The sequence below is a fragment of the Oceanospirillum linum genome, assembly GCF_001995095.2.
GTDB lineage: Bacteria > Pseudomonadota > Gammaproteobacteria > Pseudomonadales > Halomonadaceae > Oceanospirillum > Oceanospirillum linum.
The window spans coordinates 50,322-64,713 of the sequence record NZ_MTSD02000008.1; the positions used below are offsets into that span (position 1 = coordinate 50,322).

At 51.8% G+C, this 14,392-nt stretch carries 16 protein-coding genes; 7 read left to right on the forward strand and 9 right to left on the reverse strand.

All coding sequences use genetic code 11. The features are described 5' to 3' along the window. Window positions 1-171: 171 nt before the first annotated feature. The 5 genes from BTA35_RS14495 (at window position 172) to BTA35_RS14510 (ending at window position 6,249) form a co-directional block, all read left to right on the forward strand. Entirely contained in the window at window positions 172-1,614 is a 1,443-nt protein-coding gene (locus BTA35_RS14495; protein WP_078320539.1) for an aspartate kinase, read from the forward strand. Window positions 1,615-1,937: 323 nt separating this feature from the next. Continuing rightward, window positions 1,938-2,063 (forward strand): hypothetical protein, encoded by a 126-nt coding sequence (locus tag BTA35_RS18735; RefSeq protein WP_274378435.1) that lies wholly within the window; start codon window positions 1,938-1,940, stop codon window positions 2,061-2,063. A gap of 254 nt (window positions 2,064-2,317) precedes the next feature. Beyond that, entirely contained in the window at window positions 2,318-4,882 is a 2,565-nt protein-coding gene (locus BTA35_RS14500) for a sensor histidine kinase (protein WP_078320540.1), read from the forward strand. A 65-nt stretch (window positions 4,883-4,947) separates the two neighbouring features. After that, window positions 4,948-5,265, forward strand: a complete 318-nt coding sequence (locus BTA35_RS14505) for a DUF6482 family protein (protein ID WP_078320541.1) — start codon at window positions 4,948-4,950, stop codon at window positions 5,263-5,265. A gap of 66 nt (window positions 5,266-5,331) precedes the next feature. Then, a complete protein-coding gene (locus tag BTA35_RS14510) occupies window positions 5,332-6,249 on the forward strand; it encodes a ketopantoate reductase family protein (protein ID WP_078320542.1) in 918 nt (305 codons plus the stop codon). Between the two features lie 29 nt (window positions 6,250-6,278). Here BTA35_RS14510 and BTA35_RS14515 read toward each other — a convergent pair whose 3' ends face one another. Then, window positions 6,279-7,025 (reverse strand): hypothetical protein, encoded by a 747-nt coding sequence (locus BTA35_RS14515; RefSeq protein WP_139363675.1) that lies wholly within the window; start codon window positions 7,023-7,025, stop codon window positions 6,279-6,281. Between the two features lie 989 nt (window positions 7,026-8,014). Between BTA35_RS14515 and BTA35_RS17955 the strand changes: the two genes are divergently transcribed. Continuing rightward, window positions 8,015-8,170 carry a hypothetical protein gene (locus BTA35_RS17955; RefSeq protein ID WP_160055253.1) on the forward strand — a complete coding sequence of 52 codons (156 nt, stop codon included), beginning with the start codon at window positions 8,015-8,017 and terminating at the stop codon, window positions 8,168-8,170. A 100-nt stretch (window positions 8,171-8,270) separates the two neighbouring features. Further along, the gene (locus tag BTA35_RS17960; protein WP_160055250.1) at window positions 8,271-8,426 is read left to right on the forward strand and encodes a hypothetical protein; all 156 of its coding nucleotides are present in this window, start codon (window positions 8,271-8,273) and stop codon (window positions 8,424-8,426) included. A gap of 1,238 nt (window positions 8,427-9,664) precedes the next feature. Here the strand turns inward: BTA35_RS17960 and BTA35_RS14520 are convergent. Genes BTA35_RS14520 through BTA35_RS14550 form a run of 8 tightly spaced genes read right to left on the reverse strand, consistent with a single transcriptional unit; the run spans window position 9,665 to window position 14,388 of the window. Next, a complete protein-coding gene (locus BTA35_RS14520) occupies window positions 9,665-11,500 on the reverse strand; it encodes a DUF927 domain-containing protein (protein ID WP_078320544.1) in 1,836 nt (611 codons plus the stop codon). Next, window positions 11,490-12,494: a toprim domain-containing protein gene (locus BTA35_RS14525; RefSeq protein WP_160055247.1), complete on the reverse strand. Its 1,005-nt coding sequence runs from the start codon at window positions 12,492-12,494 to the stop codon at window positions 11,490-11,492. The genes BTA35_RS14520 and BTA35_RS14525 overlap by 11 nt, the downstream gene beginning before the upstream one ends. Then, the gene (locus tag BTA35_RS17765) at window positions 12,487-12,759 is read right to left on the reverse strand and encodes a hypothetical protein (RefSeq protein WP_139363676.1); all 273 of its coding nucleotides are present in this window, start codon (window positions 12,757-12,759) and stop codon (window positions 12,487-12,489) included. Before BTA35_RS17765 ends, BTA35_RS14525 begins: the two co-directional genes overlap by 8 nt. After that, a complete protein-coding gene (locus BTA35_RS14530) occupies window positions 12,752-13,042 on the reverse strand; it encodes a hypothetical protein (protein ID WP_078320546.1) in 291 nt (96 codons plus the stop codon). The genes BTA35_RS17765 and BTA35_RS14530 overlap by 8 nt, the downstream gene beginning before the upstream one ends. After that, window positions 13,035-13,334 (reverse strand): hypothetical protein, encoded by a 300-nt coding sequence (locus BTA35_RS14535; RefSeq protein ID WP_078320547.1) that lies wholly within the window; start codon window positions 13,332-13,334, stop codon window positions 13,035-13,037. The genes BTA35_RS14530 and BTA35_RS14535 overlap by 8 nt, the downstream gene beginning before the upstream one ends. Beyond that, window positions 13,327-13,584: a hypothetical protein gene (locus BTA35_RS14540; RefSeq protein ID WP_078320548.1), complete on the reverse strand. Its 258-nt coding sequence runs from the start codon at window positions 13,582-13,584 to the stop codon at window positions 13,327-13,329. The genes BTA35_RS14535 and BTA35_RS14540 overlap by 8 nt, the downstream gene beginning before the upstream one ends. Next, window positions 13,577-14,065: a hypothetical protein gene (locus tag BTA35_RS14545; RefSeq protein ID WP_078320549.1), complete on the reverse strand. Its 489-nt coding sequence runs from the start codon at window positions 14,063-14,065 to the stop codon at window positions 13,577-13,579. The genes BTA35_RS14540 and BTA35_RS14545 overlap by 8 nt, the downstream gene beginning before the upstream one ends. Beyond that, window positions 14,062-14,388, reverse strand: coding sequence for a hypothetical protein (locus BTA35_RS14550; protein WP_078320550.1), 327 nt, complete (start codon window positions 14,386-14,388; stop codon window positions 14,062-14,064). Before BTA35_RS14550 ends, BTA35_RS14545 begins: the two co-directional genes overlap by 4 nt. Window positions 14,389-14,392: the final 4 nt, after the last annotated feature.

The window sequence follows — 14,392 nt, forward strand, 5'->3', positions numbered from 1 at the left end:
AAGATAGGCTTTCCCGTGTACTCCCCAATGGTCTTGTTTAACAAATGATATGTTTAGAGATATAATCTTTTTTGATTCGGGCAGGCTTACCCCTGCATAACTGAAAAAACATGAAGGAGGCAGCTGCTTTTGTTACGGTCCTTTGCGGGGCCAGAAAGCTGAACCTAAACAATGAAAACCCATACGGTAGAGAAGATCGGCGGCACGTCGATGAGTGATTACGCCGCGGTACGAGATAACATCATTTTTCACAAGCAATCCCGGAAAGAAGAAGGGTATCAGCGAATTTTTGTGGTATCTGCGTACGGTGGTGTGACCGACCTGTTGCTTGAGCATAAAAAATCCGATAAAGCCGGGGTGTTTGCTTCATTCGCCGGAGCAGAAGATAGCAGTGTTTGGCGCGATAAAATGACTCGCCTACGGGCCAGATTGATGTCGATTAACTATGAGCTGTTTGGCCAGACGCCTTTATGCCAGCTGGCAGATAGCTTTATCGGCGACCGCCTTGATGAGGCAGAGCAGACCCTGAACGATCTTGAAAGCGTGTGTCAGCATGGTCACTTTGACCTCAGTGATCACCTGATGACAGTTCGTGAAATGATGGCCAGCCTTGGCGAAGCACACAGTGCCTGGAATATGGCTCAGTTGCTTAAGCGTGATGGGATCAATGCAGTTTATGTCGACCTGACCGGCTGGAATGCGGAAAAGCATCTATCCCTTGATGAGCGAATTGAAGCGGCCTTTAAGGATGTTGATCTGGCAAACTGTTTACCGATTGCTACCGGCTACGCTCACTGTACTGAAGGACTCATGCAGACCTTTGATCGGGGTTATAGTGAGATGGTCTTCAGCCGTATTGCTGTGCTGACAGATGCACGGGAGGCGATTATCCATAAAGAGTACCACCTGAGCAGTGCTGACCCTCGTCTGGTGGGAGTGGATAATGCTGTGCCAATTGGTCGTACAAATTATGATGTGGCAGATCAGCTGGCGAACCTGGGTATGGAGGCGATCCATCCCAAAGCAGGGAAAGGTCTGCGCCAGCGGTGTCTGCCGCTACGTGTGATGAATACCTTTGAACCGGATCATGCCGGTACGCTGATCACCGCTGAGTATGTCAGTGAAAAGCCTTGTGTCGAGATCATTGCTGGCCGACAAAATGTTTATGCTCTGGAGTTTTTTGATCAGGATATGATGGGGAGCATGAGCCGTTATGGCCGCGAATTACTGGGCATTATCGAACGGTTTAAAGTTCCACTGATCAGCAAAGATAATAATGCTAATACGCTAACACACTATATGGCATCGAATCTGAAAACCATAAAACGGCTTCAGAAGGCGATTCAGGAACAATATCCGGGTTGTGAAATGAGCCTGAAGAAAGTAGCAATGGTTTCTGCGATCGGAAGTGATATGCAGGTGCCGGGTATTCTGGCGCAAACCGTTAATGCACTGGCCTCGGCTAAAATCAGTGTGCTTGCGCTGCAGCAGTCTATGCGTCAGGTTGATATTCAGTTTATTGTATCGAATGATGACTATGATCTGGCTGTTCAGAGTTTGCACCGCAGCCTGATTGAGATTCACAATCACGGAGAAGCAATTTGTGCGGCCTGATAAGGCGGATGAAATGACAGGTTTATCTCTTCTCTGAAGAGGTAGCACAAGCTAAAGAGCAGCCATCGTCTGAAGAGATGATGGCTGTTTTTGTTTGTGACTCTGATTTTAATGCCACCTCTGGTGTGTCATTAATGGCGACTTAGCAATATTTGTCTGACGACAATGTCTTATGTCCAGTAAGAGCTTTGATGCTTGGATATATTATTCCCTTTAAAATCAGTGGGTAAAAGGATTTTATTTCTGTTGGCACTAGCGTTGCAATATCTGGAGTGTACAGCGTCAAACGCTGACTTCTACTGGATATAACAGGAGTGACCACGATGGCACATGCTGAATCTCACGATTATGAAACGATTGGTGTTGGTGCAACACTGTTGATGGCTGCTGCAGGTCTTGTACTTGGTATTTTTCCGGTATTGACTCAGATCTGGGTGTTGTTGAACTAGATATACACAATGTTTGCCAGAGTGTAATGTTGGTTTTATTCTGGCTCTGTTATCAAAATAGCTCCGCTGAATCGGGGCTATTTTTTTACCTGTCGTCTACAGCGTGCCCGATGTGGAATGGATTTTTTCTCGCTGTTTAGCCGTCATGCTGCCATGCTAGGATCATTAATGATAAAAAGAAGCAACTCGGAAAGCAGGAAATCTGCGCTATTCGAGATAAGGTGTAAATAAAATATCACTTTTAGGAGCAGAGGATGGCTGAGGCCACTGTAAAGCTTGGTATTCGGGCGAAATTGGTCGTCTTATTTCTGTTGATCAAAGTGATCCCTCTGGTACTTTTGGCATTGTTAGCCTGGCAGGGTGTGGTTTACCTTGGTGAGCGCCTGAATGACGAAACGCGTCAACTGAGTAATGAAGTGCGTCTCACTGTAGAGGATATGGCGGATACCTTCAGCCAGAAAGCGGAGCGAGCCCTGAATGATCGTGCCCGTGAAGAGCTGGAACGCCTGACCACAGACACTGCCCGTGACGTTGCCCGCTTTTTGTATCAGCGGGATGCAGACCTTAATCTCGCTGCCGCCCTGCCCATTGAAGAAGATAGCTTTCGCCGTTTTGTTGAACATCGCAGCAGCCGGATCATGGATACAGGGGTGTGGCAGCTGGCAAAAGATGGTAGTGGCTGGGTGCCGGCGAATCCACCGCCGCCTGATGTCTCTGATGCTAAATCCAGCAACGCTGAAAACCAGCAGGATTTTCATTACCGGCCTCCGGAAAGCGTACAGCCTACCCTGCAGATTCCTCTGTATCACGAAATAACCTTTATTGATCTTGATGGCCGAGAGCGTATCAAGGTGCAAACCTCAGACCTGCTACCAGAGGGCTTGCGGGATGTTTCCAGACCTGAAAATACCTATGCCAAAGCGGAAGACTACTTCACCAAACTAAGGGATCTGAAGCCTGGTGAGATTTATGTTTCCGATGTCATCGGTCCCTATGTACCCTCCCGTATTCTGGGCCCTGCAACACCGAAAGCTGCCGATAAGCGTCAGATCCCTTTTGAGCCGGAGCAGGAAGCCTACGCTGGCCGTGAAAACCCTGTCGGTAAGAAGTTTCGCGGCATTATTCGTTGGGCAACACCGGTCAGCCGCAACGGTAAAAAGATTGGCTATATTACGCTGGCATTGAATCATGATCATATTCTGGCCTTCACCGACAATCTGAAGCCCACTGAGAAGCGCTACGCACAAATTGCAGATGCCAGTAGTGGTAATTATGCCTTTATGTGGGATTACAAAGATCGGAATATCGCCCATCCGCGACATCACTCTATCGTTGGTTTTGACCCGAAAACAGGTCAGCGAGCGGTTCCCTGGCTGGAAGCTTCTATTTATGAAGGTTGGCAAAAAAGCGGGCAGCCGCTTAGGGAGTATCTGGCCGATATACCGGCTTTTGACCAGCAAACCCGCAGTAAAAAGCCAGCTCTGGAGCTCATCAGGCAGGGGCAGTTGGGCCTTGAGTGTCGCTATCTGAATTTTGCCCCCCAGTGTAAAGGCTGGAACGACCTTACACGTCAGGGAGGCTCAGGCTCTTTTCTGATTCATTGGACAGGTGTTTGGAAGCTGACGACTGCCGCCACGATTCCTTATTTTACCGGGCATTATGGCGATACACCCCGAGGTTTTGGTTTTGTCACCATAGGTGCCAATATCGATGATTTCCAGCAGCCAGCAAAAGATACTGCAGCACGTATGGAGAGTAAGCTGGAGGAGTTTACGGCCCTTCTTAATGAACGTCAGAAAGAGCTTAGCGGCCTGATCAATAAGATCATGGCCGATGTGGCAATGGAGTTGACCGTCTCCACCGCCATCATGGTGATTATTGTGGTGGTTATCGCGGTTTGGATGGCATCCATGATTACCGGTCTGGTGCGCTACTTTACCTCAGGGCTGAATAAAATTGAGGATGGGGATTATGGATTCCGCTTTGAAGCCCAGCGTAATGATGAACTCGGGCAGCTAAGTCATGCCCTTAATGGCATGGCAGACAGTGTTGAGGCATCCTTTGAAGTTTCGGATCAGGCTCGCAAAGATGCGGAGCAGGCCAGCCAGATGAAAAGTGATTTTCTTGCCCGTATGTCCCATGAGTTACGTACTCCGCTCAATGGCATTATGGGGTTCGCAGAGATTTTAAAGCTGGATGATGAGAACGCTGAAACCCGCGAGTATGCTGATATTATTCACCAGAGTGGTAACCATTTACTGAAGCTGGTTGATGATATTTTGGATCTCGCCAAGATGGACGCTGGACAGCTGACACTAACCCCACATGAAGTCAGATTGCAAAATTGGTTAACCCGTTTTATAGCTGTGCACCGGGGCGGTGCAGAGCGCAAGGGGCTTCATCTGGAGCTGGATATCACATCTCTGCCAGCGGATTTTACCCTGTATATTGATGATACCCGCTTGCGGCAGGTGTTGAATAATCTTGTGGAGAATGCCATCAAGTTTACTCAGCAGGGCAGGGTCGAACTGTCTGTCTCTGAAGCAGAGAGCAGTGTCATCTTTGATGTTAAAGACAGTGGTGAAGGTATTCCACCGGAGGCACGGGAGTGGGTTTTTGAAGCGTTCCGTCAGGCAACCGAGTTTGTAAGCCGCAGTCATGGCGGAACCGGGCTGGGTCTCAGTATTGTGCGTGAGCTTTGCCATGTTATGGGGGGTGAGGTTGAACTGGTGGACTCAACCCTTGGCAAGGGCAGTCATTTCCGGGTCGTTTTACCTCGGGAGAAAGTGCCGCCGGAAGAGTCAGGCGATACCTGTTGACCCTATGCCGCTCCGATTCAGTGTCTATGACGTATAGGTCTGGAAACTGAATTGAGGACGGTCTTATGACAATCAGCCTGAAAAACCTTCAAAAGCAGGTGGAAATCGAGAAAGTTATTATTCACTCACTGGACTGTGCGCTGTACCAGGTTTCGGTGATTATTCATGGGCAGGAGCTATACCTTGCTGATGAGCAGGGAAAACTTCTGCGCAGTCATAACAAAATGAGCCTGCAAACCTTATTTGCCCGGCTGCCGGTGAAACGGATGGTGCTCCGCCAACAGAGCGCCTACGATGAAATGGTGGGGCAGCCTCTGCGTGCTGGTGATAACTATCTGGAAGTGTCTCTCGGTAACAGCGAAATGGGGCTTGTAGATCGCTAAAGCATTGAAACCTGCTTTCGCCAGACTAAACTGTCAAACTCAGTTTAAAGCCAAGGCGGAGCAAGCATGAGAATTCTGGTGGTCGGCGCAGGTGCCGTGGGTATTTTATTTGGCAGTCAGCTACGGCAACAGGGTTTGGATATCTCGCATCTGGTGCGCCCCAAGCGTGCAGCTGAACTGGCGGAAAAACCCTTTGAGGTTTGTTTGCCAGAGGCGACATTTCAGCTATCACCCACATGCCTTACCCAGCGGGAGCTGACGGCGACTGCTACCTTTGATCTGATTATCCTCACCAACAAAGCTTACGGATTACCTCAGGTGATAGAGGATATTGCGCCTGCGGTGGGTGACAATACCCTGATCCTTCCCCTGCTCAATGGCCTCCGCCACCTTGATCTGTTAGACAAAGCTTTTGGTGCAGAGAGAGTGCTGGGCGGTATCGCTAAAACAGTCGCTACGCTTAAAACACCATGGCAGGTTCGAGTTGCCACTGACTATAACAGCATCACTGTTGCGGCCCGCCAGCCTTCCCAGCAGGCTGCTGTGGCGGAGGCTGTTCAGCTGTTCCAGCAGTCCGGTCTTACGGTTGAACAGACCGACGACATTATGGGGCAGATGTGGGATAAGTTCTGTCGCATGGCAGCTTTAGGCGCGGTGAACTGTCTGCTGCAGGGGAATGTGGGCGAATATATGAAGAGTGAACGCGGCGGTGAGATCGCCCTGCAGATCTTTGACGAATGCTGTCAGGTTGCCGCAGCTTCTGGTCATGCTCTGGCGAAGGACTCAGTACAGGGCTTCCAGCGTATTCTGACCAATCCGAAATCCAGCTTTAACTCCTCCATGTACCGCGACATGCGAAATGGCCTGCCCATCGAAGGGGATCACCTTGTCGGTGATATGGTTGCCCGGGGTAAAGACGTTGGAGTCGCCACCCCAATGCTCGAAATCGCCGAGGCTGTGTTGCAGGTTTATAGTGCGGGATGACTTATCTATTCATGTCTTTATTATGACTGTCAATTTGACTGTGTAGTGGCTAAGTGTTGTTTTCTGCTTTCTTTGATTTCATGTTCAATTTCTTCTATTTGTTCTTTTAAAGCTGCTGAGTATGCCTTTATGCAGTTTTCTCCAAGGTATGCATTTCTGGATAGCTCTAGTGTGATTCTTTCTGACTCAAGTTTTAATGTTTCTGATAGAAAGAAGTGCTCTGATATGGATGTTTTAGCTTGTGAAGAGGTTTGTATTCCTCTTGCATCTTTTGTGTGGAGCTTATGCATGCATTCTAAGTCTTCTCTGATATCAGAGCTTGTAAGGGATATTATGCTAAATGCGTATTTAAACTTGAATATTGCTATTTCTTTGCTGTCAGAGTAGTTGATTTTAATTTGTTTCAGGCTGTTGATTTCTCGCTGTATTAGTTCTGATTTATGCGCCATCTCCTCTTTGTCCAAACTATCAATTTCAGTCCTAAGACTTTGCATTTTTGACTCAATCTCTTTTTTGTTCCTTTCCTTGTCTTTCTCTTGTTGAGCAATTCTTTCTTGCTGTTCCTTGATAGTCTGATCTTTTTTAGTTTCTACAGCGTGGTTAAGTTGCTGATATGCAATCCAAACAGCCCCAAGTGTCAAAACAGGTGTGAAGAAGCCGCCAACAAAAGTCCCCATATTGGCTAAGTTGCTGGCAACTTCACCGTTGAGTGGACTGCCGCTTGCGCCAACAAACAATGCTGTTAGTGCTAAGAAAAGAAAAATTAAGGCGTGCATAACATCCCCTATCTTAACTCCCTGATAAATAGGCTTTTCCTGCAAAACTTTAATCTCACTTCTTGACCTCCCTCAGCCGATGGTTGGGAACCAGCGAAATAGTATTTTTGCGGCAATTACCGTTTTGAGTTGATCTGCTTGCAGCAAATTAAAGATCGAATATTTATAAGGTTAAGGCTATCACAGGAAAGGTTTATATAAAGGTACAAAAACAAAAAAGGCCCAGCTGTTTCCAGCTGGGCCTTCGATGTTTGGTGGGGTGGGGTCTACCGAATAGTAGTGCTAAGTTATTGTTTTATATGATAGTAGTGTCTGTGTTTTCAAAAAAATACCCCCAAAAATACCCCCGGATTGCGTTTGCTAGAGGCCTTTTCTGGGGGTATCTCTTTCGTAGGCTGGCTTTATGTACAGTATTTGACCGGTTCGACTTCTTCCAGAGAAGCGCAACCACCTTGCGTTGCTGAGCACCCGGTGCGGCTTCTCAGGTTGGCCGGTGATCTGCGCCAGCTCTCAGGTAAGCGTGATCTGTGTAACGGTTTCAGTTGTGGTCCATGGCTGAAACACCCTAAAATGAGGGTATTACCCTTGTTTTGAGTGTGTTTTGTCGTTGGCCTTTATGTTGGCCCTTTGCTGGCTGGTTGATCCGTCGCGGGCTGATCTGGTGGGCGTTTGGGAGCTGGCGTGGGTTGGCCCTTATGTTGGCCTCGACTGCTCGGGAAGGCATAAAACACCGTTCAGAAAATTTTCCTTATTTCACACGTAAAAAAATGCGTCTAAGGGTGCGGTCATCGAGCCCATGCAAATCCTAGACTTTCAGACCGCCCTATCCCATGTCGTTGTGTCCGCCCTACCAGTCCGCCCTTAACAACTGCCTACCGGCTGCAACGGTCTGTTTTAACAGGCTGTATTGGCTCTACGTGTACGCCCCACCAGTCCGCCCCTTGCCTATCCTCAACACCTGTTACCTGTGCGCTCTCCGGCTGCGTTTTTTGCGTCTCTGCGTATCCGGTGCGGGTTCTCAGGTTAGCCCGGACGCTGCTGTTCTCCAGATCGGTTTATCAGGTGTGCGTGGTCTTGAGCTGATCCCGTTTGCTGGCGTTTGTGTTGCTATGGTAATCAGAATGCAAAAACGCATCATCGCATAAGATTAGCCTAATGAACTTGTTTATTAGGTCTGCTCTGTATGATGGTTCTATGACGGTTCTACTGACGGTTAAAGGGTCATGGTGACACCTGGCTTTGGTCATGGTGACACCTGACAGGGGTCATGGTGACACCTGGCTTTTCAAGGTTGGCCCTTTTGCTGGCCCTGTGACCTTCTGGCTGATCGGCTCCGGCCTGATCTGGTGGGCGTTTAAGAGCTGGCGCGGGTTGGCCCTGATGTTGGCCTTGTGTCTCTAGCTTAGAGACAATATCCGTTATTCCTCATGTGTATTACCATCGCCACGGCTGAATAAACGCTCTGCTCTCTCTGGCACCCAAGCAGACGGGCTATTCTGTTTAAACCTGTGTGATTCACCATTCATAAAGAAAACGTCTCCTGTGTGCGTTCTGGTGCGTTCTAACTCTGGTGTCATGGTGACACCTGGGAGCATGGCCGGTGCTATCTGGTGCTACACCTGCGCCAGCTCTCAGGTATTCATTCTCTGTGTAACTGCTCCAGTTACCAGAATCATACAGGCAGCTGAAAACACCCTGATTCGGGGTGTTTTTCCACCCTGATTTAGGGTGTTTAACCCTGTTTTGGGGTTGTTTTTCGACCCCGTTTTGGGGTTGTTAACCCCGGTTTGGGGTTGTTTCGCTGACAGTCTGTACGGTTCATCAGTACCAAAATAGTCCTGTTACAGCGACACACCAAACGACACGCCGGATCCCCCGGGTGGTACTGCTTTCAGGCAAGCAGCGACACACCAACCAACACGCCAGCTAACACACCTGCAATACACCACTAGAACGAAAAACCCCAGACCGGCCTATGCTGATCTGGGTTTCTGTTTTGGGTCGTTTTGACCTCATTAGGGCTGTTTTGGCCCTATTGCTCTGCTGGGTAGTTTCTACCTTATTCGGGTAGTTTTTCCCACCCGATTTGGGTAGTTTCTACCTTATTCGGGTAGTTTCTTGCCGGGTATGAGTCGCATCAGTGACCGGGTGGCGGCATCTCTACCGGCCTTTGCTTTCAACTCCTTTACCGGCTATTCGTAACCGTTAACCTGATCGGGGGCTTATCGGGTGGTGGCTTGCGTGTTACTGACTGGCCAGCCGGTACAGCTCATGCAACAGCCTGCCGGTGTCGCATGGGTTTTGTGATGGCCTGTGCCTATGGTTCCTGTGGTAGCTCTGGCATACCTTACACTTGAAATAATGCCGGTGCCATTCGTCACGGGCGGCTACCCACTCCGGGTTCAGGTGTGGGCGGCGGCGTTCGTTCCGGGCTTTGGTCGGCTGTGGATTCTGCGGATTTGCGGGGCGGGTGATCTTCTGTGTTTTATTCTGACTTTGGTTTTTAGTGGGGGAACAGGGGGAACACGGGGAACGGCCAGTAACCACGGGGGCTGTAGCTGTTCCCCCTTGTTTTTTAGTGGGGGAACAGGGGGAACACTTCCCGGCCCGGTAACGCTCTATGACCTGTTGTATGCTCATTAGGCCACCTCTTGCGGTTGTATGGCGTACAGGCTGGTCATCTTCCCGTGAACCCGTCTCTTCACTGAGTTTTTCCCGGCGTTACGCTCTGTGATCCACCCGGCAGCGTCCAACGTGGCTATGATCGCTTTCAGTTCATGGCCTGCGCCAGCTTCTTTAAGCCCGCCTGACGTTAGGTAGTAGGTGCGGCCCTCTGCGGTGTTTCGCCAGTACCCGGCCCGGTCACGGATTAGTGGTCCTGCGCTTGCGGGCTGATCAAGATCAGAAAAGCGGCTATCCCCGTGCCGGTCGATAAAGTCCGCTATGGCTTCCAGTATCTGCCGGTCTTCTGTGTTGCCTGTGCCCCGGTGATCCCGCCATAAGTTGAACCCGGTTACAGCGGCTTCTATGGCTTCGCCTTCACGCCAGCCAGTTAACCCAAAGCTGGTAGCCAGCTCTCCCCCTAACGCCAACAGGGCAAAGGTTCCGGCGGCGCGGGCTTCCACACCATCCGATACCTGAAACGCCGGCAGGCGGCAAAGCTCGCTGTATTCGTTGGGTAGATCGCCTTTGTATTTCATCAGCTGACGCGCAAAGGCTTGCCCGGTTAAGCCGTATTGTTCGCTGGTGGCCTGCTTTAAGGCATTAGAGAGCCCGGCACCATCGGGCAGCCCGTGTAGTTGGTCAAAGGCACCATAAGGCCGATCTACAGCAGGAACGTCCAGCAATCGGGCCTCTTGTCCGGCTTTGGCTTTTTTGCCACCTTCGGCCATGTGGGCGGATAACGTGCGTTCACCACTGGATAGCACCATCAAGCGCCACCGGGAAGCGGGCCGCATACCTCCGGTGCGTTTGGCTCGTTGCTTACCTGTGCCATTGGCTAACAGGTAAACCATGTTCCCGGCATCGTAGGGGCTGCTTTGACTGAGCTCGTCCAGTGGCAACAAGGTATCGTTCAGGCTGGCGGCCAAGGCTTCCAGCCCGTTACCTGTGGCGCTCCAATTGCGGACGGTTTCAGGGCTTCCCCAGATACTAGCAGCGACCTGTAAGGCGGTGGTCTTTCCCTGGCTGCTTTTGCCCAATAGGTTAAGCCCTGCGCCCCCGACGGCCTGCTGTTTGGCGGGTTTCAGAAGTGCGCCAGCAAAGCCGGTACAGGCTGACAGTATCAGTATAGGGTTGCCGCTACAGCGTTCCCCTATCTGGCTGCGCCATGCGTCCAGGGTTCCCCGTGTACTCAGGTGGCTATCATGGGCGTGTTCAGCCTGAAAGCGGTATTGTGTATCGCCCAGGGTGGTTTGAGGCAGCACAAAGGCGGTTCCGTCTCCATGCCAGCCGGTACGGATCGCGGCTATCAGGCGCTCCCGTGGCTGGCTTTGCATAATGTGGCTGAGTATGTGGGCCTTGTACCGGTCGTTGTAGGTATAACCCCGGCTTAACAGCTCAGAGCGTAGCGCCTCACCATTACCGGCCAGCAGGGCCATAGGCACCAGCCATTCTTTCCATTGCCCGGTACTGTCCCGAAAGCGCAGCAGGCGGCCAAAGTTGCCACTGTGTTCATCATGGCTCAGGGCCTCGATATGCAACGGGCCACCAATACGCTGATCTATGGGATCACCGGCCCGGTTCGCTCCGTGCCAGTACAACCCGGCCCGGTGGGGTTCCGGGGCTGGGTTATCGGCAAAGCGCACAAAGTCATCATATACCCCGTAACAGGGGCGGCTGATGTTCTTAATGGTGATCTGATCGGCTGCCGGGGGTTGGTCGTGCGGGTTGATAGTCTTAAAAGGAAGAATCGGCCCGGCGCTCCCTTCGGCGGCTTTGTTCAGCTCTGGGGGGTGGGTTGTTTTAGCTGGCATAGCGGCCCCCTGCGTTGATCCAGTTGGACAGGTCGTTAAAGTCACTCAGGTGCTCCGGGGCATCGGCGGGCCAGTCGGGTAGCGCCAGCTCTGCGCCTGACGCTATGGCGGCTTCACGGGCGGCTATGGCTCCGGTGTTAACTTCTTTCTGCCGGTCATCATCGCCACAAATCACCAAACGGGAACCGGGCCATTTTTCACGGGCAGCCACTGCGACAGGCTCAAGGTTTCCGGCATCCATCGCGGCCAGTACACGGGCTTTAGGGTAGCCTTGCGCCAGCGTCTTACCAGTGGCCCAGCCTTCACAGATCAGCGTTGCCGGGGCGGTTGGCGGCATCTGTACAGGTATAAAGTGCTCTGTTTTCCGGCATCCCTTGGTAAACCGCTTACTACCGTCTGGGAATATTGCCTGTAATCCCCATAGTGCCCCGTCTACATCCACAAACGGCAGGAACAGGCGGTTAAGGTGGTCGGCGGGCATCTGGCCGGGCACTACTCCAACCAATCGAGCAGCGCCACCCGCTCCAATTAGGAAAGGCGGGCCTTCCAGCTTGCGGGGTAAGCTCAGGCCCTTAGCCAACAGATACGGGTGTTCAGGATCGGCAGGGATTAGCGCCTCTGTGATGCTGGCCGCTTCCCATTGGGCGGCGCTATGTTTTGCGCGGTCTTCCGCTTCCCGTGCCTCCCGTTGCTCCCTGATATGGCGCTTTAACTCTTCCTGCTCCCGAAAGCTCAGGCGGCCCCCTTTGCTGCCGTAGGCCCAGTTTTCATGGTAGCCGGTGCGGTAATTGCCAAAGTAACCAGCGGGATACTGATCCAGATACAAGCGACAGTAACAGGCTTTGTTGCCTCGCTTGCCTTCTGGGTCATCAAAGCGGGTATGGTCGTTCAGGTCGATAGTGTCCGGGGCAGCCCCCATGCTGCGAAGCATGGCGGCTTTAAACGCTTCAATCACTTGTACGGCGGTTGGGGGCTGTTGCTGGCGCTTATTCATGGCCTCGCCCTCCCTGCTGCTGCGCTTCGCTGATCTCCTCAATACGGGCGGCAACTTCGGCCACCTGATCCGCGATAGCTTCCAAAGCATCCATCATAGAGACGGTTTCATCATCGCTTAAAATGCGTTCGTGGCTCTCAAGGCTGCGCGTGACCAAGCGAGTAATGGCCTGTGTTCCGCTATGGGCGGTCAGTAGCTTGTTAGCGTAGACCTGCAACAGGTCGGACTGATAACGCTGCTCAGGTGTGGTCTGTGGCTTAGGCATGGCGGAATCCTCCCTTTTGTGCTGGTTTCAGGTGCTGGCGCAGCTGTTCATCAAAGTCATAACGGCGGTCTTCCACTTCCTCCGACAGATCAATCAGAGACTCCGATAGGCGCGTCAGGGCACGGTGTAAACCTCGTTTGTCCCGGTCGCTCAGGTCGTCATTGTCCAGCATCCGAGTAATTGCACCCACGGCAAAGCCAATTTCAACCGCTTTGTTGGTGTAATCGGGAATTGTGGTTTCAGTGAACCAATACAGGTTGGGTTTCTGCTCAGGATTAGGCATGGCGCGGCCCTCCCTGCTGCAACGGGTTAAGGTGTTGTTTAATGTCTTCGTTGATCTCGTGGCGCTGATTCTCGACCGACTCTGACAGATCGGTAAGGGAATCACCCAGGCGCTCAAGTGCTGACAGAAGGCATTGCTTTTCCTCCACGGTCAGTTCGGAACGTTCGGCTAACATCCGGGCGATACCCATTACAGCAAAGCCAGTATCTGAGGCTTTACTGATATAGTCCGGCATCACCCTCTCATTGAGAAGGTGAACTTTTTTTGAGGCCAGTTCGTTAAGGCTAGGCATGGCGCGGCCCTCCCTTGTTGCTCTGGCGGGCTTCATCCAAGCGTTCGCCAATGGCGGCGGCTTGCGTGGCGATAACATCCAAGCGGGCCAACAGGATCAGGGCATCAGCCTGTGTGATCTCTGGTAACCGCTCCTGTGCTTTGCCGGTGAACAGGTCGGTCAGTTGCCGAGCGGCCAGCGTGATGCTGTATAGCGTGTAATCAGCCACCTGTGCCGGTGTGGGTTGTGTGCGGTCAGAAGGATTAGGCATGGCGCGACCCTCCCTGTGCTGGTTTACGGCAGACAAGCGCCAGCGACAGGCCAGCAAAGACCGAGCGGGCTTGATTCAGGTTTGAGGCGTAACAGCTCACCATGCGAACGCGATTAAGCGCCGATAGTTTTAAGCCCTTGGGGGCAATTAGAAAGGTGTAGATCATTGAGGAAAAGTCCTTTGTATCTGTGGCGCTCGGGGCGCTCTCAAGTACAAAGGCGGATCGGGTAGCCGCAAACCAGCGCCACAAAGGACAAGGGCGCAGCTGGGGGCGTTTTCTTTGGCTCCCGACCCATACCCCCAAAACAGGGGACACCAGACGGATTGAGGCCGCCTGATAGAAATGGGGGTGTGCTGAATTGTCCTTTGTAGTCATTGGCTGCGGGTGGTTAATCCGCCAGCTCTGCCAGGTGGTTAATCCGGCAAGGCAGATAGTAGCGGCACCATAGGAAGAATACAAGGCGGGTTTTAGTGGCATCATTTCAGACCCTCCGGCATCTGGTACTGACCCAGCAGGGCGCGGGCTTTGGCTTTGCTGCTCTCTTTAAGCGTGTAGCGGGTAAAGTGCGAAACACCACCATCAGGGCGCGGGCGGCTGGGTTCCCGTGCTTTCTCAAACTCCAAGCCGTGCTTATGGTGTAGCTCGCTGATGGTTGTTGGTAATGCGGTTTCCCAGTACAAAGCGGCCGCCTCTTTCTTGTTGAGGGATCGCGTCATCAGGTAGTGAAGGGCTATAATGTTCTTGGTTGGTTTTTTAAGACGGGCGGCTTTCTTGGTGGGAGCCGCTTGTTTTTTATGTGGCATCGCT